Here is a 24,462-nt window from a genome sequence, read left to right as displayed (position 1 = left end):
TCCCGTAACTGATTGTAATACTGACTGTGGTAATGGACGTTTGTGTTCAATTACTCAATATGAAAACGGAGTTCAATGTTCCTGGACTTTGTGTTATGGTAAAGGACCTTCGGATGAATTTTAGGTCGAAGGAAAAGAGGCTATCTAAAAAATGAGATAGCCTCCTTTTTAAAAAAAAACAACCAGATTTCTTTTATCTAATATCTAGTATTCTCATTTGGTTTAAATATTTTCTAAATTTTAGTTATGGATATACGCAAGGTTATTATTAAAATGGAAATTCAATATAATTTTCCTCGGAAAACTGAAATTTGCAGTAAATCTGACTTCTGACATCGTCCCGCTTTTGGTACAAGCTATCTGAATTATATTGTGTTGTTACTGGAAAAGAAAACTGCCAACCATATTTTGAGTTTTTGATTTTAAAAAAATAAACTTATAAAAATGAAAAATGTATGTATTTTCTTTTTTCTAGCATTTTTACTAGGGTGTGATAGAGGTTTGAAATTCGAAAAGATTGATCATACTTTTAAACTAAAAGATTTTCAAGAAGTTAAGTCCCTGAAGGCTGAAAAACTTGATCTAGGATTATTGCTTTCTCCTGTCCAGATTTTTTTCCATGATTCGCTGTTATTTCTTTCAGCTGCGAATCAATCCTTTAATGTTAAGGTTTTTGATACTAAAAAGGACAACGAATTTAAAGGTGAAATTTTCAAAAACGGAATGGGACCTTCAGAAACGCTTTCTGTATTTAATCTGATTTTTTTAGAAGATGGGACAGTTTGGGTTCATGATGTGGTTTCAACATTCATGAAAAGGTTTCTTTTCGAAATCAAAAGTGATGCTGTTGTGATTGAGGAAATAGAAAGTATTGCATTTATGAATCCTATTTTATCCTCAGTTTATTCGGAGAATAAACAGTTTTTCACAACTACACAAGCGATTGTCCCTTTTTCAAGGTTCTTGGTTTATTCACAGGATGGTGAGGAAATATCAGCGCTTGGAAGTTATCCTGATTATGGCATAGATATGCCACCTATGGTTGCGGTGGATGTGTTTTTTGCTAGTATAATTTCCAATTTTCAAAGGAATAAAATTGCATTGGCTTATGAATATACTGATTTGATTGAGTTATATGATGTTGATGGTAATCTTGTCAAAAGGATTCATGGTCCTCATCAATTTTTACCTAGTTTTGATATTGGAGATCGTTCCGGAACACCATATATGAAGCGGGTTTTTGAAAAAACCCAGCATGCTTATAAATCTATAGCAGCAAATGATGATCGTATTTTTTTATTGTATGCAAATGGGAAAACAGTAAAACCTGGGGAAGGAGAAGCCTCTATTCATTATGATAAGATTTTAGCTGTTGATTGGGAAGGCAATCCCTTGGCATTTTATGAATTAGACCATGCTGTAACTTCTATAGCAGTGGATTGGAAAAAAAGAATAGTCTATGGACTTGACAGGATTGAGTCAGAAGTCTATGCATTTCATTTCTAACTTAAACCGAAGTTTCAATTTGTGACTATCTCGGTTTTAAATAGATGTTTTCTTTCTTTTGGACTACTTTTATTTTTTGTAACTTTGAAAATTCATATTTATTTAAAATTTTATTTGATTTAAAGGAAGGGGATTCATGCATTACATAGACCTCGGCATCTTTGTCGGGTACATGTTGGTGATGCTGGGAGTAGGCTACTACTTCATGCATCAAAATAAAAATCAGGATGATTATTATGTGGGCGGTAGAAATATAGGCAGTTGGCATATTGGGCTCTCTGTAGTGGCCACAGATGTTGGGGGTGGTTTTTCAGTAGGACTTGGAGGTCTTGGATTTGTGATGGGACTATCTGGAAGCTGGATGTTGTTTACCGGGCTTTTAGGTGCTTGGTTGGCTGCAGTGGTCTTGATTCCCCGGGTAAAGAGCGATCCAGCCTTTGCTAATTTTTATACTTTTCCGCAGATATTCGACCACCTCTTCAATCGGAAAGTCGCTTTAGTAGCAGCGGTAATTTCACTGATTGGTTATTTGGGTTTTACCTCCTCACAATTATTGGCAGGTGCCAAATTGGCTTCCGGGACTTTTATTGAATTGGGACTTACGGAGGCCTTGGTGCTGATGGGGATCATAGCGGTGGTATATACCGTTTTAGGAGGACTGAAGGCGGTCATCTATACAGACACGGTGCAGTGGATCATTTTGATGTTGGGTTTTATTCTTATTGGGCTTCCTGTGGCTTATTTCCATGTGGGCGGATGGGAAAGCATGCAGTCTACTTTACCTTCATCTTATTTTTCTCTATCAAATTTACGCTGGCAGGATTTGGCCAACTGGGGTATTACGATCATCCCGATATGGTTTATAGGGATGACCCTTTATCAAAGGATATTTGCAAGCAGGGATGTTAAGTCAGCAAAAAAAGCTTGGTTCATCGCCGGGTTTTTTGAGTGGCCTATCATGGCCTTTATGGGGGTATCCCTAGGTTTGCTTTCCAAAGTAGCTTTCGAGCAGGGTCTTTTGATAATTGATCTGGATGTAATGGATCCTGAAATGGGCTTGCCTATCTTACTTCGCACCATTCTTCCTCCGGGAATACTGGGACTGATGATGGCGGCTTATTTTTCAGCTGTCTTATCTACTGCTGATTCCTGTCTGATGGCTGCTTCAGGTAATCTAAGTACCGATGTGCTTGGTAAATGGATGAATCCCAAAAGTGAAAATACTCAGATCCGCTACAGTCAACTTTTTACCTTAATTTTAGGTGTTGTCGCATTGTCTTTGGCATTGCAGATGACCAATGTTCTGGACTTAATGCTCTATAGTTACGCCTTTATGGTTTCAGGCTTATTGGTGCCCATATTATTTGGTCTATTTACCAAATACAGGAATCCACAGGCTGCTATAGCTGCCATGATTTCAGGTGGTGGTGTCACTGCCAGCCTGGGCATGACAGATTGGAAACTCTTTTTAGGGCTAGATCCAAACTTTTTTGGAGTTTTTACCTCTTTAGCAATGTATTTGCTTGTAAGTATGGTGTATAGAAACAAAAAACAAAATAAAATTGAAGAATATGCTTAATATAGAAACTTTATCCGCCAAAGATCAGGCCACCTATTTACAAAAGAAGGAGATAGCAGATTTCCTTTTTGTGCATTTGGAAAAATACGGTGATCCACATGAGCATATCATGAACTGTCTGGACTATGCTTTGGATCAGGCGGTTGATAAAGGCGGTTTCACTGTGGCAGCTAGGGAAGAAGGTGAAATTGTCGGTGCTGTGGTAATTAATAAAACGGGAATGTCCGGTTATATTCCTGAGAATATTTTGGTTTACATCGCAGTAGATGCATCGCAAAGAGGTAAGGGAGTAGGGAAGAAATTAATGCAAACAGCAATTGGCCTGGCCAAGGGAGATATTGCACTTCATGTGGAGCCGGACAATCCTGCAAGAAAATTATATGAAGCTCTTGGATTTACGAATAAGTATTTGGAAATGAGATTGAAAAAATAAGATGGCTTACCTTACATTACATAAAAAGAAGCTCCAGGACAATTTTAATTTCCTAAAAAGAATGTTCGATGAACACGACGTTTCGTGGGGTATAGTGTCTAAGTTACTCTGTGGAAACAGGATGCTATTGAAAGAACTTATTGATTTGGGTGTACATGAAATCCATGATTCGAGGATTAGTAATTTAGCAAAAATCAAGGAAATTAATCCCAATGTGCAAACGGTTTATATCAAGCCAGCATCGAAGAGAAATATTGAAAAATTGGTAAAATATGCGGATGTCAGTCTGAATAGTGAGTTGACCACCATCCAATGGATTTCAGAAGAAGCCCAAAATCAAGGGAAGACCCATAAAATCATCATCATGGTGGAGACCGGAGATCTCAGAGAAGGTGTGATGGGTGACCACTTGGTAGATTTCTATGCCCAGATTTTTAATCTGCCCAATATAGAGGTCATCGGTTTGGGAACAAATTTAAATTGTCTGAATGGGGTCATGCCCTCCACGGATAAACTGATCCAACTTTCCCTTTATAAGCAGATCATTGAATTGAAATTCAACAAAATGATTCCCTGGGTATCTGCTGGTACATCTGTCACAATTCCATTGATGCTTCATCAGCAACTTCCCAAAGGTGTCAATCACTTTAGGGTAGGAGAGACTTTGTTTTTTGGAGTGGATTTGTTTGAGGAAAAATTGATTGAAGGGATGCATGGGGATGTATTTGAATTGTTTGCTGAAATTATAGAAATGCAAGAAAAACCCCTTTTGCCATCTGGTGTACTGGCAGCCAATCCCCAAGGTGAAACAGCAGAGATCGACGAATCCCTGTACGGGCGGACCTCTTATCGGGCAATTCTGGATATTGGATTACTCGATGTAGATCCCAAGTACCTGATTCCTGAAGATGGAGAGTTTGAAATTTTGGGTGCCAGTTCGGATATGCTGATCCTGAATCTGGGCGAGAATCCCAAAAAATACAAAGTTGGGGATACCGTGAAGTTTGGCTTGAAATACATGGGAGCGCTGGGTATTTTGAATTCCAGTTATGTAGACAAGGTGGTTGCCTGATTTCTTAACTACTCTATTCTTTAAAAAAGATTATTTTTCTTGTCGCTTCTATAGTTAGTTTTGATACCGATAATGTCAGAGAAAGAGACTTTGGCGAAGTCTTAAGTCTAGGCTATAACCTGCTGAAAGGATTGAATGTGCAGGGTTCCTACAATAATGGACTGAGTACCGTATTCAAGGATAGCAATGTAGATGTATTCAACAGAGGGTTTATGGTGTCGTTGGGATTTACATTCTGAAATTTTTAAAAGATAATTAAATGATTATTTGGATTTTGTTTTTGTTTTTTTTTGATACAACTAAAATCTATATCTTATGAAAAAGTTATTATTTAATTTAATTGCTGGGTTGTTGTTTATTTTGGTTGCACAACAGAATTTTTCATTCGCTCAAGCATCACTGCCTACAGAAGGGTATGAGCCTAGTTTAGAAGCTTGCTGTGAACCAATTGTAGCAGGATGTGTCTGGGTGGTTAAATGCAGGCCAGGAGATGGATCTTGTAGTGTTTCTTCACAAATTCCTTGCGGGGAAGCGGGTGGATAATTAGCTTTTTTCCTGGGGAGTATTTTTGCTCCCCTTTTTAACTAAAAAAAATCATGATACGAGTTATATTAACAGTTTTCCTTTTGTACCTTTTTTCAAATTGTCAAAATAAGGAAACGATAAATGAAGGCCCTGTTTTCATTGATTTGGATGAAAGCAAGAAAGTGAATTTATCAGACTATTTTCAACATATCGAGTACAGCCTTTTGGAAGTCCCTGATTCAATTCCACTTGCGAAAGTTTGGAAGTTTGGTATGAGTACAGATAAGATATTTGTCAGTGACAGAGAGTTGAATAATGTATTGATTTTTGATGCTTTTGGTCAATTTAAAAATATAATTAAAACGACAGGTCAAGGTCCAAACGAATTTCAAAGTATGGAAGATTATCAGATTTTTGATGACCATATATATGTTTTAGATGGCAGTCTTAGAAAAATCTTAAAGTTTGATTTTGAGGGGAAAGTAAAAGATCAAATAAGAATTGAATTTCATCCCTACAATTTTTTTATCAATGAGTCAGGAATTTTGTATTATTTTGGAAATAGACCAAGTTTTGAATATCAATCTGTTGTATCTGTGAAAAATGGGTCAATAGATGGACTGAAAGAGATTCAGAAAGATTTAGAAGGTTTAAATTATTCCTCTGTCTATGGATTTCAATACGATAACTATGACAGGAATGTACTTTTGAAGCTTGACACTTCTTATGAAGTTCTGATTTTTGATGAGCAACTTAATAAGGAAAGGGAACTTAAGTTTGATTTTGGCAGGTACAATTTTCCTGATGAAAAAAGGAAAGAGTTTTTTATGGGATATGAGCGATACGCCTATTTAATGGAAAATCAAATGATAGAAATGATTTTTTCTTTTATACCCCTTAAAAGCCATTATTTAATGATAGTCAATCAGACCGGAAAACCAGCGAAGACCATATTAATAGATAAAAAACTAAATGATGTTGAAGTTATTGATAAAATGATCAATGATATTGATGGTTTTCAAGGTAATTTTTCTCCAGTTTTCCAAAAAAACGGCAACCTGATTCAAGTTAAGGGCTCAAGGAATTTTTATAATGAATATTTGGAAAACTTTAGTGGTAAGTCCATAGATACAGCCTTAATAAGGGACCCAAAAAGTATTCATCATTTTTTCAATAAGCATAAAGAAAAATTGAAAGGAGATCACTATGTGATCATCAAAAACAGGATCAAGGAATAAGGTATCATTCCATTTTAGTTGTAAGCTTCCACATTCATTCCATTGATCCAGGTTTTAATCAGGTCCAAACCTTCCCGGTGGGTAGTCACCCGGCCGATTTCAGGCATGGCTGCCCCCACGATATTGGTTTCCATTCTATAGGTAAGAATGGATTCATCGGCCTTTCCTGGCAGGATTGCATATTTAAAGGAGCCTGCACCAAAACCCGCGGCCACGGGTGTCTTGAATATACCTAATTTCAAAGGTTCTTTTTCTTCATAATTCAAAAACAAACCCGAGGTACTGGCGGGACCTTCCGCTCGGTGGCAATGCGCACAATTGATGTCCAAGTAAGCTTTTGCCCTTAATTCCAAAGGTTCCTTTGTATCAAAGTAATCCACCATGTTTGGATAAGCCTCAGGATGATCAAAGCCATTCAGGATGCCCTCTGAAGCCCATTTTACCAATTGATTGGAGGCGCCCTCGGAAAAGGCTATGGTATGATTGAGGTGTTTGGCTTTTACCCCTAAAGGTACCATCACTTCATTGGCATTGTGGCAACTTTTGCATTGATTTTTATTGGGCACAAGGTAGTTGATCACTTGGGTTTCTCCGGCAGCATCTTTCCATTGTACTGTTTTTTCTGCACCCACAACCTTGTATGAAGCATCAGATTGCTCATCATTCCAAATGTAAGGGTAAGCTTCCCAAGCCCCATTCTGTTTGACCATCAATCGGGTCTCTATAATGCGCTTGGGTCCTTCTGGACGGGCAAAGTCCAGGGGATAATAAAAGTTTTTGATCAGGATGGTTTGGTCAGGAAAGTCCAAGGTGCCCTCTTCATCGGGGCTGATGGTAGCTGCCTCTCCTTTCGGCATCCAAATGAAACGGGATTTGAAAGCATAATCGGTGAACAGGGAAGAGGCAGGTGAATAAGGCAATACCCTTTCACTGGGAGCTAATGCCATTACCTCACCTTTGAAAAACCCATAGTCTGATAAGTTTTTGAAGGGGATATTAGCAAAATCAATTTGGTCCACACTTTTTTCAGGCCATTCTGCTACCAATATGGCGATTGGATCCCAGCGGTCGATTTCTTCGTTTGTTTTTTGAGAACAGGATAGGGCCATACCTAGGAATAAAACTCCAAATAAAATTCGAAACTCAAATCTTGTCATGCTATTTCTGAGTAAGGTGACTTACATCTGTGAAAACTTCGGATTGACATACAAAAGGCCTGTAATCTTTACTTGCTTTTATATTGGCTTCTCCTTCCCATAAATCGAATAAAGTAAAGTGTAGTTTTTCTATACCTGCTTCTTGTACACAAATGTTCATGGGGTTGCTTAAAATATTTTCTGCTAATGATTGATCAAAAAAACCATCGTAAATAATGTCCTGGGTTTTGCCTTTACCATGGGCATTGTACACCGAGATCAATTGGCCAAATTCTTTGGTCAAATCCGGAAACCTCCAAGTCCTTTTGAAGTCATTACCGTGAACGAAAACATTGGAGGAATAGGGTGACCAGTTGGGCGCATCCATCGGGAAGCCTGTGATGTGGTAATTTGATATGGCGATACCCACTGTTTTGTTTTTATGGATACGGTTATTGTAGACTTCCACATCTTTGGCAGCCAGGAGTATTATTCCAGAGCCAGGGGGAATCATGGTGACCGTATTGCCATTGGGATCTTCACCTAGGGGTGTGGCAAAATTGACATGGTTATTGGCAATGATGTTGTTGTCATAAATCTTGGTCCCTTTGCCATCTGATTTGGGCAGCCCAGGTAGATTGAAAACCAAGATGCCGCCAGCATTGTCCCTTGCAGTATTCCCATATACTTCCGCATTGTCTGAATTTTCAATTTCTATACCCGCCACATTGCCAAATGCCAGCGAGTTTTTGACGATAATGTTCTCTGATTGGCCTACATAAATGCCAGCATCCTTGGAATGGGAAGCGATACATTCATCGATTAGCACATTCTTACATTGAACGGGATAAATGGCATAGGTACCGTTTTTGGATTTGTCGCCATTTGTCCAAGTGACGTTTATTCTACGAAAGGTCATGCCATCTACATGCTGACTTTTCACCCCATCGCCGGGAGCATCTTCTATGCTCAGGTCTTGGATCAAAATTTCATTACCTACCAGTTTGACTCCTTCTCCACCCGTTTTTAATTCCCGGAATGAAAAAACAGTTTTGTCCATCCCTTGCCCCTTGATCTGTATGTTTTTTTTATTGTCCAATATCAATTGGGTTTTGAAATTGTAAAAGCCTTCAGGGATTTCAATTACATCACCATCCTGGGCAAGGATAAAAGCTTCTATGACTTTTTCAACCTCTTCTTGTGAGGCTTTTCTGAGTTTGCTGGAGTCAAAAGAAATCTCCGTAGTGGAACTGGAGCAGGCGTAAAAAAGAAAAGCGAGAGGGAGGATCCAGAAGTATAGTTTCCGGAAATTTTGGGTTTTCATATTGCTGGGGATTATTTATTGGGAATTATGAATCAATAAGGAGAATTAATACTTAAAATTATCAAAAACATTATATAAATCATTTGACAAAAATCAAAAAATCAAAAAAATCAAATCCCACTTCTGATTCTGCTCAGTGTTTCTATACTCATGTCCAAATAGGAAGCAATTTGACCTATGGCAGCTTTTTGGATGATCTGGGGCTGTTTTTCGATCAGCTCAACATACCTTTCCTTGGCTGATTTGAATTTGGAAAAGATGAGTTGCTCTTCAAGTTGCACATAGTAACTTTCAAGTATTTGCCTGTATGCTTCTGATAATTCCTTTTCCTGCCTTAGCAGATTCATCAAATTCTGATAATTGATGGATTTTAATGCGCAGTCTTCCAATGCCGTTATGTACTCATAGGATGGCTTTTGCTGAATAAAACTGGACATGGAGGTGATAAAGTCTCCATCCAGGCTAAAGCTGACCGTAATGTCTTTTTCATCTTTTAAATAGTAACTCCGCATGGTTCCACTTTCTAAAAAAGCAAGACAGGTACAGGTTTCACCCGCTTTTATTAAAAAACTTCCTTTTTTTAATTTTTTCTGTTGGGTTAGGCCTAAAAATTGAGAAATGTTTTTTTTACTTAAAAAATCAAACTTGCTAAGGGTTTCTACTAAATTGCTCATACTTTTACATGTTTTTCATTAAAACCAAAACCTAATTTAATCATTAAGCTATATTAATTTAATCAAAACTATGAAAAAGCCGTTTTTGCTTTTGTTTGGGGTATTGTTGGTATTTAGCGCAACAAATTCCTATGCTCAATTTGGGGCTAGAGGTGGGCTGAATGTTGCCAATTTTGATGGTTTCAGCTTTAATTCTCGCCTGGGCTTTCATTTAGGGGCTTTTTATGAGTATGAATTACAACCTGAATGGAGTATTGAGCCAGGGATATATTTTTCTCAAAAAGGGTACAAGTCAAGTTCAGGGGATATCCGAGAAAATCTAGGATACATTGATATTCCCATCTTGGCAAGATACCGGTTTGCAGACATGTTTAATGTATTTGCAGGTCCCCAAGGTTCTTTATTGGTGTCCAGGAATTATACTTTGAATGGTAATGTTTCGCAAACCATGGAAGTGTTAAGGGGATATGATATTGCAGGTGTTTTAGGTGCTGGTGTAGATCTTCCATACGATATCAACCTACAGATATCGTATGATTTGGGCCTTGTCAGTTTGAACTACTTTGATGTCAATGTCAAAAACAGGGTTTTTAAATTTTCCGTAGCAAGAAGATTTTAGCCTTTAATCCTTCCTGGATTCTCTTCCAGGAAGGATTTCCAACCGGCAGCTCTCCCTCGGGTCTGCAGTCTTCCATCATGAAAATGATGACAGATGGCCACAGCCAATGCATCGGTAGCATCCAACAGTTTTGGGAGCTCCTTGATGTGTAGCAATGTTTTCAACATTTCTGCGACTTGTATCTTGGAGGCATTGCCATTCCCGGTAACGGATTGTTTTACTTTCTTGGGAGAGTATTCTGCTATCGGAATTTCCCTTGCCAGGGCAGCTGCCATCGCAACTCCTTGAGCCCTGCCCAATTTGAGCATAGATTGTACATTTTCACCGTAAAATGGTGCCTCTAGGGCTACTGCATCAGGGTTAAATTCATCAATCAGACCCGTAATCCTTTCAAAAATCTTTTTCAACTTCAATTCATGGCCAATATATTTTTTCAAGTGAATGACTCCAAATTGCAGCAGGCTGTATTTGTTGCCTTCAACCAAAATAAGACCATATCCCATAACGTTGGTACCAGGGTCAATTCCTAAAATTATTTTTTCCTTTGTGGGTTTTTTCCCTTCTTTACTCATCACCGCAAGTTAAGAGAATTCATGGTAACATTTTACCTCTTTTTTGGGATACTTTATGGGGCTATTTTACTTTGGTTAGAAAGCTTGTGGTCATGTATGAGCCAATCAGCAGATAATATTCCATCTAATGAGACCCTGAGTATTCTTGTTCCTTTCCGAAATGAATTTGAAAATTTACCAAAACTTTTCTCCTCTCTTTTGGCATTAAACCATCGACATTTTGAAGTGGTTTTTATTGATGATCACAGTGAGGATGAAGGATTGAAACTGCTACAAAAATTGATTGTGGAAAATGAGCGTTTAGATATTCGGTTTTCAATCATTCAAAACAGGGGTCAGGGCAAAAAAGAAGCTATTGAAACAGGTATCCATAGAGCTATAGGTGAGATCGTCCTGACTACAGATGCAGATTGTCTATTGCCTTCAAATTGGATTGAAGCATACCTGGTATCTTTTAAAGATCGAAATATACAGTTCTTAGCAGGACCTGTGATGAGTAGGGAACAAAGTAATTACCTGGAAGTTTTCCAGCAGATTGAGTGGGGGAGCATCCTTTTGTTGACCCAATACGGATTTGCCTTAGACAAACCTTTCATGTGTAGTGCAGCGAATATGGGATACCGTAAGGAAGCTTTTTTGAAAGTAGGGGCTTATACAGGTAACAAAGCTTACCTTTCTGGTGACGATGAATTCTTACTGAAAAAAATAACCCAGGCATATGGCGGTGGTGCTACCGGATATTTACAGGGAAATATGGTATGGACCAAAGCTGAATCAACTTGGAAGATGCTTTATGGACAGCGGGCGAGATGGGCATCTAAATGGAGGTTGCATGCCTCCTTCAGTCATGCTTTATTAGCCTTAATTCCTTTTTTAATCCAGCTTTTCTTTTTGGGAAGTTTGTCTTTTTGTAGTTTAGGATGGCTTGGATTACTGGTATTTTTTTATCTTTGGTCTGTTAAAATTTTAATAGAGCGGAAGGTATTGGGAAGGGTACTGAAGGATTTTGGTCTGCACCATAAGATAAAATATTATTTCCTTACTTCAATCTGCCATCCATTCTACGTCCTAAATGTTGGAATGCAAGCGGCTTTTGGAAAAATACAGTGGAAAGGCAGAAATTCAACCCAATTCAATTAATTTTATATTCCTAATGATCATTAAATGACCGAAGACGAATTTGATTTATTGGATGAGCTGTATTTTGTCCAGCCTTTTGCCTATTTAAAGGATGCCATGGGCTGGGAAGATGAAAAGTTAATAGATACCTTGGAATCCCTTTATCAAAAAGCTTATATCAAATGTTTGAAAGAACCGGATGAAGAAATTTTTGAGGTGAGGGATTTTTCATTGAAATTACAGGAAATGTATTTTTTAGCCACTAAAAAAGGACTTATGGCCCATAATGGCCGTTAATGAAAATATGAGCACACAAGTAGCGAAATATCAAAAAAAAGAACTCGAGCTGAAATCACTTTTGGAAATAACGCAGGCGATTAATGAAAATAAATCCTCAGCGGTACTTTTGGACATATTCAAGTTCACCTGTCTCGTCCATCTAAATATCAGGTCACTACTACTTTATATGGTGCAGGGAGAGCGCTATGAAAAAATGATTAGCCATGGACTAAAAAACACGGTTCCTGATCAAATACCTGCCGATAAAGTCGCTTATGATAAATCTTCCGGTGTTCTGAATATTGAAGTCGGAGCCTCTTATTCATTTTCAGAACTCGAAAGTTATTTGCCGGTTTACCATAAGGATAAAATGCTTGCCATTCTTTTTTTGAAAAAGAAATCCCATGAAGAAGATATTGATCTTAACTTTACGCAGGCATTGGCCAATATTTTGGTGGTGGCGCTGGAAAATAAAAAGTTTGCAAAAAAGCAACTGGAACAGGAACGCTTGAAAAAAGAAGTGGAAATTGCCTCGAGTGTACAAAGGATGTTGTTCCCTGCCGAACTACCCAATACCCCTAAACTGGCTGCCAAGGTAACCTACATTCCGCATTCAACTGTTGGAGGAGATTATTATGACCTGATCCAAAAATCAGAAGATGAGTTTTTTTTCTGTATTGCGGATGTCTCTGGCAAAGGGATGCCAGCTGCCCTTCTGATGTCAAATTTTCAGGCAGCGTTAAGGACACTCCTGCGCAGTACTTCGGATTTAAAAATGGTGGTAGAACAATTGAATTACACCATTTTTGACAATACAAAAGGTGAAAGGTTTATTACCTTTTTCTTGGGACATTACCATTATAAAAAAAGGGAACTCATCTATATCAATGCCGGGCATAATCCTCCAGTCCTGTGCTGGGAGGGTGAAAACAGAACAGAATTACTGGGAGCAGGTACAACCATTCTGGGTGCTTTTGAAACACTTCCCTTTTTGGAAGTAGGTAGGAGGGAGCACCTCAAAGGTTTTACCATCCACCTTTATACCGACGGGCTGATTGAGACTCAAAATCAACAAGAAGAAGAGTTTGGGGATGATCGGTTTCATCATTTCGTCAAAGAAAGGCTATGTATGGCACCCAAACAGTTCCATAAACTAATATCGGATCAGCTTCAACAGTTTTCCACTGGGACAGAGCAAAGAGATGATATCACCCTCTTAAGCCTGAGGTTTCATTAATTATGGTCTTGATGCACCATATCCCTTCCCTAGTGCCCAAAATTTTCCATCAAATGGTATGGCACTTTTCAAGGGAACAAAACAACATATACCTTACTTTCGATGACGGACCTGTTCCGGGAGTGACGGATTTCGTGCTGGAAGAGCTGGGATTGAGAAACATGAAGGCCACCTTTTTTATGGTTGGAGACAATGTCCGCAAATTTCCCGATCTGGCGAGGAAAGTCGTCGAGGAAGGACATGGATTAGGGAACCATACTTTTTCCCATATGAATGGTTTCCAAAATAGTGCGGAACGGTACCTAAATGATATAGCTTGCTGTCAGCGTGAGATTATTCGTGCTACCGGAGAAAATCCTCTTATTTTCAGACCGCCCTATGGGAAAATCACCAAAAAACAATTCCAATTGACAGCGAAAAAGTATAAGCTGATTATGTGGGATGTGATTTCAGGAGATTACGATCAGCATCAATCTCCTCAAAAGTGCCTGAAAAAGTCCATAAAATATAGCCAAAATGGTTCAATTGTTCTTTTCCATGACCAGCAAAAGACCGAAGCAGTTATAAGGGCTGTTTTGCCTGAATATTTGGATTATATCAAAAGGAGTGGATTCCAAACCTGTATACTATGATTTCACTGCTTGCTTTTGTAATTATTATCCTGCTGATAATTCAGGATTTGATACTCAATCTTCTTTTAACTTTTAACTTTAAATCATACATCCAACCTAGAGAAGAGAGGTTTCCCAAGATCAGCATTTTGATTCCGGCAAGAAATGAAGCCCATAATCTGCCCTCCTGCCTTGAAGCCTTAGATCAATTAAGATACCCCAAAGATAGCCTGCAAATCATTTTAGGAAATGACAACAGTGAGGATAGTACAGGAGATATTCTTAAAGACTGGTCCAAAAAGAGAAGTAATGTCAGTTATTTGGAGATAGTTGGGGCTCCTAATAACAAGATGAATGGAAAAGCAAATGCACTTCATCAGATGTGTGAAGAGGCATCTGGGGATTTGTATCTGTTTACCGATGCGGACTGTCAAATTGGGCCAGAATGGGCATCTTCCATGGTGGAAGCTTGGAATAAACAAAAACCTGGTGTTGTTACGGGGATTACGACAGTATTTGAAAAAGGTGTTTTTGCACGATTTCAGGCTTTGGATTGGTGGTTGACTTTAGGTATGGTAAAAATCATGGATGATTTGGGAATAGCGGTTACATCTATGGGGAACAATATGCTGATTTCCAGATCTGCCTATAATGCTGTGGGAGGGTTTGCAGGCATTCCCTTTTCTTTGACAGAAGACTTTGAAATGGCCAAACAGGTAAAAAAAAATGGGTTTGATTGTATACACCTGGTCGGTCCAAAAAATCTGATCCTGACCAAAGGGCAAGTATCTTTTGAAGATTTGATGGCCCAAAGGAAACGCTGGATGTCCGGAGCTATGGCTTTACCTTGGGTATGGAAACTGTTATTAGGGCTTCAAGTATTTTTCTTTCCTGCTATGTTGTATTTTGTTTTTTTATTTCCTTTTGAAGGGATATTCATTTGGCTGATGAAAGTGTTAATACAGGGCCTTTTTATTTATCGATTTGCATTCAAAACAGGCATTAAATTGAAATGGCATGATTTATTGCTTTTTGAAATATATTATGCGCTTATCTCTTGGTCCACGATAGTTTATTATTTTTGGCCAAGCAAGACAAAATGGAAGGGTAGAAAGTATTGATTTCGGAAGTTTGAAGTCTGATTTCGGAAAGGAAAAGTTTGAATCAAACCTATTTGAACAGTGAACTATATAGATACTCATGTGCATATTTATTCAGATAAGTATGCAGGGGATAGAGAAGAAGTAATCAGAAGGACGCAGGAAAATGGTGTCAATCAATTATATATGCCCAATGTGGACGTGGATACCATTGACGCCATGTTGGAGTGCGAATTGCGGTACCCAGGAGTATGTATTCCGATGATGGGTCTGCATCCATGTGATGTAAAAAAAGATTTTGAAAAGCAGTTATACATCATGGAAGACTGGATCAATAAGAGGGATTTTGCAGGAATAGGTGAAACAGGACTGGATCTTTATTGGGATAAAACCTTTTTTGAACAACAAAAGGAAGCCTTGAGGGTTCAGATACAGTGGGCAAAACATAAAAAGTGGCCAATTATTTTACACTGCAGGGAATCAATGGAAGAGACCATCGCGCTGATAAAAGAGGAACACGATGAAAATTTAAAAGGTATTTTTCATTGTTTTACGGGGACATTAGAGCAAGCTGAGGAAATTATTCAAATGGGTTTTATGTTGGGAATAGGAGGAGTTTCAACCTATAAGAATGGAGGTTTGGATGCTGTTTTGCCCCATGTAAATCCAGCCTTTCTGGTATTGGAAACTGATGGACCCTATTTAGCACCTGTTCCTCATAGGGGAAAAAGGAACTCTCCTGAATATATTCCACTTATAGCTAAAAGGGTTGGGGATATGCTCCAGAAGGAGATAGAAGAAATTGCTCAATTCACCATTAATAACGCCAACCGTGTTTTTCATCATTTCAGATTATGAATTATAAAATTGTCAGACTCAACACTGCTGCAAAAAGTGACATTACTTCTTCGGTATTGATCATCTATACTGGTGGTACATTGGGTATGGCCTATGATGATTCAGGGGCATTGGTTCCCTTTAATTTCGGACAAATTCTGGAAAAGGTCCCTTCGCTCACGCAGATGAATATAGCCATTACGGTAATCTCATTTCCTGAACCGATAGATTCCTCCAATGTCAACATGAACCATTGGGTGGACATGGCCTATATTATCTATGAGAATTATGACAGCTACGATGGTTTTGTGATACTCCATGGAACGGATACTATGGCCTATTCTGCCTCTATGCTCAGTTATATGCTACAGGGGCTAAGTAAGCCAGTTATTTTTACAGGAGCCCAATTGCCAATATCAGCCATGAGATCCGATGCCAGGGAAAATCTGATGACTTCATTAGAGATAGCTACTGCCAAGGCGAATGGGAAGCCTATTGTCCCGGAGGTCTGTATCTTTTTTAACCACATGTTATTGAGAGGGAACAGGTCCAAAAAGGTACAAAGTGTACATTTTGATGCTTTTGAGTCCGAAAATTATCCTGCTTTGGCCGAGTCAGGTATTGTAATTGATTATAATTATGCTGCAATAACCCCTTTCGAAGAAGGAGCGCGGTTGAAGTATTTCAATAAATTGGACAATCATGTGTTGGTACTGAAGCTGTTTCCCGGGATTACCGCTGAGGTATTGCAGTCTTGTCTGGCCATCAAGGACCTTAAAGGTGTTATTTTGGAAACTTACGGATCAGGAAATAGCCCAAGTGAATCTTGGTTTTTGGAAACATTGGAAGAGGCAGTGGGTAGAGGTATTATCATTTTGAATGTGTCGCAATGCAATGGTGGAAGGGTAATCCAAGGAAGGTATCAAACTAGTAAAGATTTGCTGAGGATAGGTGTTTTGAGTGGAGGAGATATCACCACAGAAGCAGCAGTGACAAAGATGATGTTTTTGTTAGGTAGTGGGCTTTCAGATGCCGAAATCCGGAGAAAGTTGGTTAAACCAATAGCAGGAGAAATGTCCCTTGCTGGCTTTCTTTAATTTTATTAAAAAGATTTTGGATAGGCATCTAAATATTCATTTCTTTGCACCTCGATTTGAGAATCCACCATACAGAGAGGTGTCCGAGTGGTTGAAGGAGCACGCCTGGAAAGCGTGTATACCCCTAAAGGGTATCGAGGGTTCGAATCCCTTCCTCTCTGCGAAAAGCCAGTTTTAGAGATAAGACTGGCTTTTTTATTTCCCCAAAAGAAATCGGACAAGGAAGGGATGAGAACCCTCGATTAAACAACATTGGGTTCGAAATCGACCGAAGAGAGATTCACGAGGGCCAGTGCTGCATGCCCTGTGGGCACGAGTAATCCCTTCCTCTCTGCGAAAAGCCAGTTTTAGAGATAAGACTGGCTTTTTTATTTCCCTAAAAGAAATCGGACAAGGAAGGGATGAGAACCCTCGATTAAACAACATTGGGTTCGAAATCGACCGAAGGGAGATTCACGAGGGCCAGTGCTGCATGCCCTGTGGGTACGAGTAATCCCTTCCTCTCTGCGAAAAGCCAGTTTTAGAGATAAGACTGGTTTTTTTATTTATAGTCTGAAAAATGTTTTCCTAGGTGTTTTTTACCGGGCTTATTTGAATTAGTGCATGTCAATTTTATGCTTTTTTCACTAAAAACAGATATTGAACCATTTATCCCTCCAATTAACCCATTTGTTTTTCCTTTTATATAAATTGTCTAATTGCTTCATTAGGCTTGTTTTAGCTTGCATAAAATTCAAAAAACTAATGGTGTAATCAACTTTCTCTAAAAATTATGATTATTTCCTTTGCAATTTGAATCGAAAAAATGATAACTTTAAAATCTCATTATTAGTTAGAAACCGTTTAACCTTTATTAAAGTCTATTTAAAAACTACATTATGAAAAAGTTAATCGCTTTGTTCATGCTTTCCGGAATCTTGATGTTCCCAGTAATCACGAAAGCTCAAGATGCAGAAGAACAAGAAGCTGCAGAAGAAACTGAAGTTGTGGAAGAGGCGCCGGCGCCTGTTGCTCCTATCGTTGTCGATGATGAAATCATGGACGAAGAAAAAGGATTCCACCAAATTATTAAAGAGAAGTTCATTGAAGGTGATCCTACTTTCATGTCTCCGGTATTGATCTGTTTGATTTTGGGTCTAGCTGTAGCATTGGAAAGAATCATTACTTTGAATCTTTCTACTACCAACACCAAGAAACTATTGTCAAAAGTAGAAGAAGCACTTGATCAAGGTGGTATTGAAGCAGCTAAAGATGTTACCAAAAACACAAAAGGTCCTGTAGCCTCTATCTTTACTCAGGGTCTAATGAGGTACTCTGAGGGCATTGAAATGGTGGAGAAGTCCATTATTGCCTACGGATCTGTTGAAATGGGCCGTCTAGAAAAAGGTTTGGTATGGATATCACTATTTATCTCCCTTGCTCCAATGTTGGGTTTCATGGGTACGGTAATTGGTATGATCGGTGCCTTTGATGCAATCGAAGCAGCTGGTGATATTTCCCCATCTCTCGTTGCTGGAGGTATTAAAATCGCCCTTTTGACAACGGTAGCAGGTTTGATCGTTGCGATTATTCTTCAGTTGTTCTACAACTATTGTGTGGCTAAAATCGATTCATTGGTGAATGATATGGAGGATGCTTCCATCACTTTAGTGGATATCCTTGTGAAGCACAAGCTGACTAAGTAATCTTGGTCGGCGAAAGCCTTCGTCTCAATCAATCTTTCAATTGAAAATCATTACAAATGGATAGTATAGACATTTTCATATTTGTCGCGGAAGGTTTGATCATCATTGGAGCTGTCTTAGCAATAGTGATGCCTTTGATCAAATCTTTGGACAACCCAGCTAGTTTGGTGAAAACCGGCATTGGTGTAGCTGTTCTTGCAGTTGTCTTCTTTATCGCTTACTCAATAGCTGATGCAGAAGTTCTTCCGAAGTATGCCGCAGATCCTTTTAACCTTACTCCAGGTTTATCTAAATTTGTAGGAGGAGCACTTCTTACAACCTACGCTTTGTTTATCATAGCGATTGTGGGAATTGTGATTACAGAAATCAATAAAGCAATAAAGTAATGGCAAGAAAAAAAGGCAGATTAACCCAGGAGGTCAACGCAGGTTCCATGGCGGACATCGCCTTCCTGTTGCTGATTTTCTTCTTGGTTACTACGACAATTGCTTCGGATAAAGGTATATTGAATATCCTTCCTCCAAAGCAGGACCCCAATCAGCCACCGCCTGAGGTCCTATTGAACGAGAGGAATATTTTCAACATCCTTGTCAACGCCAATGACCAGTTGCTGGTTGAAGGTGAGTACTTGGATAATACCGAAAAGCTTTCCGAAGACCTTAAAGATTTTATCTTAAATTTCGGTGCGCCCGATGAAGACGCTGTTGCTTTGTTCAACAGTTTGCCAGCATCACTAAGGAACAGGGCAAAAAGAAGTTCTGATTCTTCAGATCATCCCATGTCAGGTGGAGCTGTTGTGTCCATCAAAACCAACAGAGGAACTTCCTATGAAAGGTACCTGGAAGTTCTTGACCAGGTGAAAAGAGCATATTTTGAAATTTATGCTGAAAGAGTCGGACTTACCTCTGATCAATATAGGGCTTTGACCGGTAAGAATCCAGCAGAAAGAGAACTACTTGACCGTGGTAAAGAGGGAATTCCAATGGCAATTTCGATAGCTGAACCAGATAAAATAGGAGGAAATTAATATGTCAAAGTTTAAGAAAAAGACTGGTACTTCTCAAAATATCCCTACCTCTGCGTTGCCGGATATTATCTTCATGCTTTTGTTCTTCTTTATGGTAACCACTGTATTGAGAGAGCAGGAGATTTTGGTTGAGCAAAAAATCCCTCAAGCAACTCAGTTGCAGAAATTAGAGAAGAAAACCTTGATTTCTTACCTTTACATTGGAAAACCAAAGAACACAGCTATGTTTGGAGCAGAACCTAGGGTTCAGGCCAATGACGTGCTCATCAATACAAAAGATATTGTACTTTGGGTCAACCAAGAAAAAGATAAGTTGTCAGAAGCAGAAAGAGATCAAATTACGATTTCTATGAAAGCAGATAGAGATGTTAAAATGGGCCCTATTTCGGATGTTCAGTTTGAATTAAGGGAAGCTGATGCCAGAAAACTCTTGTATGCTGCTGTCGGGAAAGTTCAAAATTAACTTTAATATCAATATGATTAAAAAGCTATTCCCAATGGAATAGCTTTTTTAATTTTATCCCTTTTTATTTTTTTTAGAATGATGGTTTAAATTTAATGTCCATTATGCTCGGTATTGTTTCTGGAAGTCGCGTCAAACAACTGGATGCTGATTTTATTGCAAATCAGTGTATAAGCTCATTGGATTTGATGGAAAGGGCTGCAATTGGCTTTTGTGATTGGTTTAGTAGTACATTTGATTCAACTAAGAAACGCCTCATCATATTTGCTGGCCCAGGTAACAATGGTGGAGATGGAGTAGCCATTGCACGGTTACTTGCGAATGAGATGGGAGACATTACCTTGGTTGTCTTTGAAGAGGCAAATAACTGTAGTAAAGATTACCGCCTTAATTTTGAAAGACTTCCTGCGGATGTCAAGGTTGTGTCAATAGATGATTTTGATTTTTCCAATGCCAGTCCTGACATGATATTGGATGCTATCTTTGGTGTAGGTATAAATAGGCCATTAGAAGGTAAGTATTTGTCTGCAATGGAGAAAGTTAATGCACTCCAAGGACTTAAGATAGCTGTGGATATTCCTTCTGGTATACCATCAGATGGAATAATAAAGGGTCTTGCATTCAAAGCAGATCATACCGTTACATTTCAGTTCCCCAAATTGGCTTTACTTTTTCCAGAGCATGCATTGTTTACCGGGAATATCCATGTCGTTGATATTGGTATTCCGGATGAGTTTTTGGAAGCTTACAATGAAGGTAAATATTTTTTAAGAAAAAAGGATATCCGGCCGCTTCATCAGGTTTTTCATGCGTTTAGTCATAAGGGTGATTTCGGGAAAATTATGCTCTTTGGAGGAAGCATGGGCAAAGTTGGTGCCATGGTTTTGTCTTCAAAAGCCGCCTTGAGAACAGGATCAGGACTTGTTCATGTACAAATTTCAGATACCGAAAGAGCAATCATACAGACAGCTGTTCCTGAGGTAATGGTTGCAGGAGCCAAAGAAGTGAAAGGATTGGAGGTTTTTGAAGCTTTGGGGATTGGGCCTGGGTGGGGTACAGAAGTAGACTTGGCATTTTATAGCAGTATTTTGAAGCGATTTCATAAACCATTGGTGATCGATGCAGATGGTCTCAATCTATTGGCCAAAAAGATGGAAAATCTTAAGTTCTTACCCAAGGGAAGTATTCTCACCCCACATCTGAAAGAGTTTGAAAGACTGACCGGTAAATCATCAGATCAAAATGAAAGGCTTCAAAAAGCACGGGATTTTGCAAAAGAAAATAATATTTATTTGGTTTTGAAAGGAGCCTTCACTTCAATTTCCACTCCCGATGGAAAGCAATATTTTAATTCCACTGGAAATCAATACATGGCTACTGCAGGTTCAGGAGATGTGCTTACAGGAATGATCACCTCATTTCTAGGACAAGGTTACCCCCCTTTAAATGCAGCAATTTGCGGTGTTTACCACCACGGGCTGGCCGGGGAAATAGCAGGAGAGAAGAAAAGGAGGGGGGTAATAGCATCCGATATCATTGATGCGATTCCAGAGACTTTTCTTTATCTGGATATTGTATAAGAATTAATTAAACATCTGAGAACCATACGCTGCTGTGCGAGGTTAATCCTATAGCATCTTTCAAAATGAACAAGGAAAAATTATTACTCTGGACCCTCGCTGCCATCAATTTTACCCACATCGTGGATTTTATGATTTTAATGCCGCTTGGTCCCCAACTGATGCGGATATTTGAAATCTCTCCAAGGGAATTTGGTTTATTGGTCTCCTCATACACCTTCAGTGCTGGTGCAAGTAGTTTCTTGGGAGCTTTTGTTTTGGATAAATACGATAGAAGGACAATTACCCTTTGGGTATTTAGCGGATTCCTTTTGGCCACCTTGGCCTGTGCTTTATCACCCAATTATGCTTTTTTGTTGGGTTCTCGAATTATAGCGGGCCTATTTGGTGGCCTGACATCGGCTTTGATCCTAGCGATTATCGGTGATGTCATTCCCGATTCCAGAAGAGGTAGGGCCATGGGATTGGTGATGGCTGCTTTTTCTGTAGCTTCTGTTTTTGGCGTTCCATTTGGGCTATTTATAGCCAGTATTTCCAATTGGCATGCTCCTTTTTTCTTTTTGGCAGGTATTTCTGTTTTTATTCTGTGGATGATATACAAATTCCTGCCCTCTATCACTGCACATATGGTTCATAAAAGCAATAAGCCCAGTCCCATGCAGGTAGTGAGGAGGGTGACAGGAAATCCCAATCAAATGAGGGCGATCACATTGACCATTATGATGATGTTGGGGCAGTTTACCATAATCCCCTTTATCAGCCCTTATATGGTAGCCAATGTGGGTTTTACGGATATGGAACTTACATACATTTACATGGCTGGAGGATTGTTTACTATTTTCACCTCGCCTTGGGTAGGTAAAATGACCGATTTGCACGGAAAGACCAAGGTTTTTGTGATTTTCATGACGCTTAATCTTATACCTATCGGGGTGATCACCAATTTGGGAAGTACCCCTATACCTTATGTTCTTCTCATCACTACTATGTTTTTTGTGACTTCCAATGGGCGAATGGTTCCGGCCATGGCTTTGATTACAGGTACTGCCAAGCCGGAAAATAGGGGGAGTTTTTTGAGCTTTAATTCTGCTGTGCAACAACTGTCCGCTGGACTGGCTTCTTTTGTAGCGGGACTGATTCTTGCCGAGGGTATCAATGGAGAATTGGTCAATTACAATATAGTGGGATATATCGCTATCTTTTTGAGTTTGCTCTGCATTCCGCTATCAAGAAGGATAAAGGTGATCGATACAGATGCTGTGCAAGATACCGTTAATCAACCCATTGAGGAAATGATTAAGGGTTGACTTCAAAAAAAGAGAAAGTTGTAAAAATAAAATGCGGTAACCCTATTGCATAACTTTCAACTATTCAATTATTGAACAAGATTGCTGAAGTCAAAAGTATGAATTACCATATAATTCTCATCAAATTCTGGATTATCGGGGTGCATAGGAAAAAGGTTTAATCCTTTTTCTGAGACAAAGTAATGATGTGCCAGGTAAGTATTTTTTGGTAAAGTGAACTCCTTTATTAAGCTGTAATCTATCCCGTCATAAATACTGATGGTGAAATATCGAGGAGTATACCCGAACTTCATAGCGTTCTTGTCCATCGAAATATCTTCTCCAGGCCAGCCAAATCGGTACAATAGATTTTTATATGGATCAAAGACTAGTCCTAAGTTCTCAGAGCTTTTATGCATTAGTTGCAAATTTTCTTCTATTGATCGGGACATTCGAGGGGAATAGTAATATTCATTGGAATAAGAATTTATCAAATCCGTTTCAAGCTGGTATTCTTTATAATTAACTCCATTAAAATCAATTTCAATTAAAGTATTGCTTTGACGATGTAGTAGGAGTAAAGATTTTGAAGTTGATGTTTGTGAAATATTAATGAAATTGTCGAATTTCACAAAGGAAGAGGGAAGCCTGAACTCTAAATAATCAAAGGTTCCTAATGATTTATTGAAGCTAAGGATTGGAGGATTTTCGATTAGTGCCTGCTCGTTTAAATTAGAGGGGGCAACGTTTCCAAGATCTCTCATCCCTAGATATAAAGATTCTGAATAATCGGTATGTAACATATTTGAATACCTGGTCATAGAAGGTATTGGAACCGCAAGTTTAGAATGACTGAAATAATTATAGGTGTTCAATAGATTTCCATTTGGGTCAATCAAGCGAAGTTCAAATGCTATGGTAGGGACATAAATGCTGTCTCGGTTTAAAACGAAAAATCCAATCGGGTTACCAAGTCCATTTGGACCTTCTCTCTCCATTTTCAAAGTATTTTTTAATTTTTTGCGAGAAAGGTCAAAAACACTAATAGTCTCCCGGTCAGAATTCCACCAATAGAGATCCCCTTCAAAGTATTGCAAAGTTCTGGTATATGTTTCCGTTTTTAAGTCTATTGGAATGGATATGGTTTCTGCTATGTAGTCCAAAGGATTGATTGAGAGTTCCTCTTTATGGGAACAAGAAAGGAATACCGACAGCGTAAAGGCTGAAATTATTTTTTTATTCATGGGATCTTTAATGGATTAATCAGCTCTTTCCTGAAAGAAAGAGCTGATTTAAATTGGTTTCATGAAATGAAGGTGCATTATGGCCTTACTGTTGGTATTGTTGTAGTACAATCAGGACCGCCATAAGCGCAATAGCCATGAAGCCCTCCTGCATGACAAGCTTGTAAGTCATTATCCCAGCCACACCAAACCTGTTTAGCACTTAAAGTATCTATTGAC

At 38.8% G+C, this 24,462-nt stretch carries 25 protein-coding genes and 1 tRNA gene; 21 read left to right on the top strand and 5 right to left on the bottom strand.

The window, feature by feature from the left end; all coding sequences use genetic code 11:
• Positions 1-444 precede the first annotated feature (444 nt).
• The 6 genes from QZT73_RS13230 to QZT73_RS13205 all read left to right on the top strand — a co-directional run bounded on the left by QZT73_RS13230 (position 445) and on the right by QZT73_RS13205 (position 6,353).
• Complete coding sequence (locus QZT73_RS13230; RefSeq protein WP_291784961.1) at positions 445-1,506, top strand: BF3164 family lipoprotein; 1,062 nt, start codon at positions 445-447, stop codon at positions 1,504-1,506.
• Between the two features lie 136 nt (positions 1,507-1,642).
• Complete coding sequence (locus QZT73_RS13225) at positions 1,643-3,085, top strand: sodium:solute symporter family protein (protein ID WP_291788612.1); 1,443 nt, start codon at positions 1,643-1,645, stop codon at positions 3,083-3,085.
• Positions 3,078-3,518, top strand: coding sequence for a GNAT family N-acetyltransferase (locus QZT73_RS13220; protein ID WP_291784955.1), 441 nt, complete (start codon positions 3,078-3,080; stop codon positions 3,516-3,518). Before QZT73_RS13225 ends, QZT73_RS13220 begins: the two co-directional genes overlap by 8 nt.
• Before the next feature lies 1 nt (position 3,519).
• Complete coding sequence (locus QZT73_RS13215; protein WP_291784953.1) at positions 3,520-4,590, top strand: alanine/ornithine racemase family PLP-dependent enzyme; 1,071 nt, start codon at positions 3,520-3,522, stop codon at positions 4,588-4,590.
• A 315-nt stretch (positions 4,591-4,905) separates the two neighbouring features.
• Positions 4,906-5,133, top strand: a complete 228-nt coding sequence (locus QZT73_RS13210; protein WP_291788609.1) for a hypothetical protein — start codon at positions 4,906-4,908, stop codon at positions 5,131-5,133.
• A gap of 53 nt (positions 5,134-5,186) precedes the next feature.
• A complete protein-coding gene (locus tag QZT73_RS13205; protein ID WP_291788606.1) occupies positions 5,187-6,353 on the top strand; it encodes a 6-bladed beta-propeller in 1,167 nt (388 codons plus the stop codon).
• A gap of 14 nt (positions 6,354-6,367) precedes the next feature.
• On the opposite strand, the gene QZT73_RS13200 is transcribed toward QZT73_RS13205, so the two are convergent.
• The 3 genes from QZT73_RS13200 to QZT73_RS13190 all read right to left on the bottom strand — a co-directional run bounded on the left by QZT73_RS13200 (position 6,368) and on the right by QZT73_RS13190 (position 9,487).
• Entirely contained in the window at positions 6,368-7,510 is a 1,143-nt protein-coding gene (locus QZT73_RS13200; RefSeq protein WP_291783557.1) for an SO2930 family diheme c-type cytochrome, read from the bottom strand.
• Between the two features lies 1 nt (position 7,511).
• Complete coding sequence (locus QZT73_RS13195; protein ID WP_291783560.1) at positions 7,512-8,813, bottom strand: parallel beta-helix domain-containing protein; 1,302 nt, start codon at positions 8,811-8,813, stop codon at positions 7,512-7,514.
• Positions 8,814-8,923: 110 nt separating this feature from the next.
• Positions 8,924-9,487 (bottom strand): Crp/Fnr family transcriptional regulator, encoded by a 564-nt coding sequence (locus tag QZT73_RS13190; protein ID WP_291783562.1) that lies wholly within the window; start codon positions 9,485-9,487, stop codon positions 8,924-8,926.
• A 70-nt stretch (positions 9,488-9,557) separates the two neighbouring features.
• On the opposite strand from QZT73_RS13190, the gene QZT73_RS13185 reads away from it, so the two are divergent.
• Positions 9,558-10,106, top strand: coding sequence for a porin family protein (locus tag QZT73_RS13185; protein WP_291783565.1), 549 nt, complete (start codon positions 9,558-9,560; stop codon positions 10,104-10,106).
• Here the strand turns inward: QZT73_RS13185 and ruvC are convergent.
• Positions 10,103-10,678, bottom strand: a complete 576-nt coding sequence (ruvC, locus tag QZT73_RS13180) for a crossover junction endodeoxyribonuclease RuvC (RefSeq protein ID WP_291783568.1) — start codon at positions 10,676-10,678, stop codon at positions 10,103-10,105. The genes QZT73_RS13185 and ruvC overlap by 4 nt on opposite strands.
• A 96-nt stretch (positions 10,679-10,774) precedes the next feature.
• Here ruvC and QZT73_RS13175 point away from each other — a divergent pair, with 96 nt between their 5' ends.
• From QZT73_RS13175 to QZT73_RS13110, 14 genes are all read left to right on the top strand, one after another.
• On the top strand, positions 10,775-11,818 hold the full coding sequence (locus QZT73_RS13175) for a glycosyltransferase (RefSeq protein WP_291788603.1): 1,044 nt from the start codon (positions 10,775-10,777) through the stop codon (positions 11,816-11,818).
• 24 nt (positions 11,819-11,842) lie between these two features.
• Positions 11,843-12,094: a hypothetical protein gene (locus QZT73_RS13170; RefSeq protein WP_291783587.1), complete on the top strand. Its 252-nt coding sequence runs from the start codon at positions 11,843-11,845 to the stop codon at positions 12,092-12,094.
• 7 nt (positions 12,095-12,101) lie between these two features.
• Entirely contained in the window at positions 12,102-13,313 is a 1,212-nt protein-coding gene (locus QZT73_RS13165) for a PP2C family protein-serine/threonine phosphatase (protein WP_291783590.1), read from the top strand.
• 53 nt (positions 13,314-13,366) lie between these two features.
• A complete protein-coding gene (locus QZT73_RS13160; protein ID WP_291783592.1) occupies positions 13,367-13,945 on the top strand; it encodes a polysaccharide deacetylase family protein in 579 nt (192 codons plus the stop codon).
• Positions 13,942-15,045 (top strand): glycosyltransferase, encoded by a 1,104-nt coding sequence (locus tag QZT73_RS13155; protein ID WP_291788600.1) that lies wholly within the window; start codon positions 13,942-13,944, stop codon positions 15,043-15,045. The genes QZT73_RS13160 and QZT73_RS13155 overlap by 4 nt, the downstream gene beginning before the upstream one ends.
• Before the next feature lie 60 nt (positions 15,046-15,105).
• Positions 15,106-15,882 (top strand): TatD family hydrolase, encoded by a 777-nt coding sequence (locus QZT73_RS13150; RefSeq protein ID WP_291783597.1) that lies wholly within the window; start codon positions 15,106-15,108, stop codon positions 15,880-15,882.
• Positions 15,879-16,958 carry an asparaginase gene (locus tag QZT73_RS13145; protein WP_291783600.1) on the top strand — a complete coding sequence of 360 codons (1,080 nt, stop codon included), beginning with the start codon at positions 15,879-15,881 and terminating at the stop codon, positions 16,956-16,958. Before QZT73_RS13150 ends, QZT73_RS13145 begins: the two co-directional genes overlap by 4 nt.
• A gap of 73 nt (positions 16,959-17,031) precedes the next feature.
• A tRNA-Ser gene (locus QZT73_RS13140) sits at positions 17,032-17,119 on the top strand.
• A gap of 717 nt (positions 17,120-17,836) precedes the next feature.
• Positions 17,837-18,643 carry a MotA/TolQ/ExbB proton channel family protein gene (locus tag QZT73_RS13135; protein ID WP_291788598.1) on the top strand — a complete coding sequence of 269 codons (807 nt, stop codon included), beginning with the start codon at positions 17,837-17,839 and terminating at the stop codon, positions 18,641-18,643.
• Between the two features lie 56 nt (positions 18,644-18,699).
• Positions 18,700-19,029, top strand: a complete 330-nt coding sequence (locus QZT73_RS13130) for a hypothetical protein (protein WP_291788595.1) — start codon at positions 18,700-18,702, stop codon at positions 19,027-19,029.
• Positions 19,029-19,670 (top strand): biopolymer transporter ExbD, encoded by a 642-nt coding sequence (locus QZT73_RS13125; RefSeq protein WP_291788593.1) that lies wholly within the window; start codon positions 19,029-19,031, stop codon positions 19,668-19,670. The genes QZT73_RS13130 and QZT73_RS13125 overlap by 1 nt, the downstream gene beginning before the upstream one ends.
• A 1-nt stretch (position 19,671) precedes the next feature.
• Positions 19,672-20,133, top strand: a complete 462-nt coding sequence (locus tag QZT73_RS13120) for a biopolymer transporter ExbD (RefSeq protein WP_291782034.1) — start codon at positions 19,672-19,674, stop codon at positions 20,131-20,133.
• Positions 20,134-20,237: 104 nt separating this feature from the next.
• Entirely contained in the window at positions 20,238-21,713 is a 1,476-nt protein-coding gene (locus QZT73_RS13115) for an NAD(P)H-hydrate dehydratase (protein WP_291782031.1), read from the top strand.
• A 65-nt stretch (positions 21,714-21,778) separates the two neighbouring features.
• A complete protein-coding gene (locus QZT73_RS13110) occupies positions 21,779-23,020 on the top strand; it encodes an MFS transporter (RefSeq protein WP_291788592.1) in 1,242 nt (413 codons plus the stop codon).
• A 68-nt stretch (positions 23,021-23,088) separates the two neighbouring features.
• Here QZT73_RS13110 and QZT73_RS13105 read toward each other — a convergent pair whose 3' ends face one another.
• Positions 23,089-24,243 carry a DUF4221 family protein gene (locus tag QZT73_RS13105; protein ID WP_291788591.1) on the bottom strand — a complete coding sequence of 385 codons (1,155 nt, stop codon included), beginning with the start codon at positions 24,241-24,243 and terminating at the stop codon, positions 23,089-23,091.
• Positions 24,244-24,462 lie beyond the last annotated feature (219 nt).

The organism is Cecembia sp., assembly GCF_007126775.1.
Classification (GTDB): domain Bacteria; phylum Bacteroidota; class Bacteroidia; order Cytophagales; family Cyclobacteriaceae; genus Cecembia.
This window is presented reverse-complemented; position numbering and strand designations above follow the sequence as displayed.

Coding starts and splice junctions, on each gene's coding strand:
- QZT73_RS13230 (WP_291784961.1), top strand. CDS start 445: ATGAAAAATGTATGTATTTTCTTTTTTCTAGCATTTTTACTAGGGTGT.
- QZT73_RS13225 (WP_291788612.1), top strand. CDS start 1,643: ATGCATTACATAGACCTCGGCATCTTTGTCGGGTACATGTTGGTGATG.
- QZT73_RS13220 (WP_291784955.1), top strand. CDS start 3,078: ATGCTTAATATAGAAACTTTATCCGCCAAAGATCAGGCCACCTATTTA.
- QZT73_RS13215 (WP_291784953.1), top strand. CDS start 3,520: ATGGCTTACCTTACATTACATAAAAAGAAGCTCCAGGACAATTTTAAT.
- QZT73_RS13210 (WP_291788609.1), top strand. CDS start 4,906: ATGAAAAAGTTATTATTTAATTTAATTGCTGGGTTGTTGTTTATTTTG.
- QZT73_RS13205 (WP_291788606.1), top strand. CDS start 5,187: ATGATACGAGTTATATTAACAGTTTTCCTTTTGTACCTTTTTTCAAAT.
- QZT73_RS13200 (WP_291783557.1), bottom strand. CDS start 7,510: ATGACAAGATTTGAGTTTCGAATTTTATTTGGAGTTTTATTCCTAGGT.
- QZT73_RS13195 (WP_291783560.1), bottom strand. CDS start 8,813: ATGAAAACCCAAAATTTCCGGAAACTATACTTCTGGATCCTCCCTCTC.
- QZT73_RS13190 (WP_291783562.1), bottom strand. CDS start 9,487: ATGAGCAATTTAGTAGAAACCCTTAGCAAGTTTGATTTTTTAAGTAAA.
- QZT73_RS13185 (WP_291783565.1), top strand. CDS start 9,558: ATGAAAAAGCCGTTTTTGCTTTTGTTTGGGGTATTGTTGGTATTTAGC.
- ruvC (WP_291783568.1), bottom strand. CDS start 10,678: ATGAGTAAAGAAGGGAAAAAACCCACAAAGGAAAAAATAATTTTAGGA.
- QZT73_RS13175 (WP_291788603.1), top strand. CDS start 10,775: ATGAGCCAATCAGCAGATAATATTCCATCTAATGAGACCCTGAGTATT.
- QZT73_RS13170 (WP_291783587.1), top strand. CDS start 11,843: ATGACCGAAGACGAATTTGATTTATTGGATGAGCTGTATTTTGTCCAG.
- QZT73_RS13165 (WP_291783590.1), top strand. CDS start 12,102: ATGAGCACACAAGTAGCGAAATATCAAAAAAAAGAACTCGAGCTGAAA.
- QZT73_RS13160 (WP_291783592.1), top strand. CDS start 13,367: ATGGTATGGCACTTTTCAAGGGAACAAAACAACATATACCTTACTTTC.
- QZT73_RS13155 (WP_291788600.1), top strand. CDS start 13,942: ATGATTTCACTGCTTGCTTTTGTAATTATTATCCTGCTGATAATTCAG.
- QZT73_RS13145 (WP_291783600.1), top strand. CDS start 15,879: ATGAATTATAAAATTGTCAGACTCAACACTGCTGCAAAAAGTGACATT.
- QZT73_RS13135 (WP_291788598.1), top strand. CDS start 17,837: ATGAAAAAGTTAATCGCTTTGTTCATGCTTTCCGGAATCTTGATGTTC.
- QZT73_RS13130 (WP_291788595.1), top strand. CDS start 18,700: ATGGATAGTATAGACATTTTCATATTTGTCGCGGAAGGTTTGATCATC.
- QZT73_RS13125 (WP_291788593.1), top strand. CDS start 19,029: ATGGCAAGAAAAAAAGGCAGATTAACCCAGGAGGTCAACGCAGGTTCC.
- QZT73_RS13120 (WP_291782034.1), top strand. CDS start 19,672: ATGTCAAAGTTTAAGAAAAAGACTGGTACTTCTCAAAATATCCCTACC.
- QZT73_RS13115 (WP_291782031.1), top strand. CDS start 20,238: ATGCTCGGTATTGTTTCTGGAAGTCGCGTCAAACAACTGGATGCTGAT.
- QZT73_RS13110 (WP_291788592.1), top strand. CDS start 21,779: ATGAACAAGGAAAAATTATTACTCTGGACCCTCGCTGCCATCAATTTT.
- QZT73_RS13105 (WP_291788591.1), bottom strand. CDS start 24,243: ATGAATAAAAAAATAATTTCAGCCTTTACGCTGTCGGTATTCCTTTCT.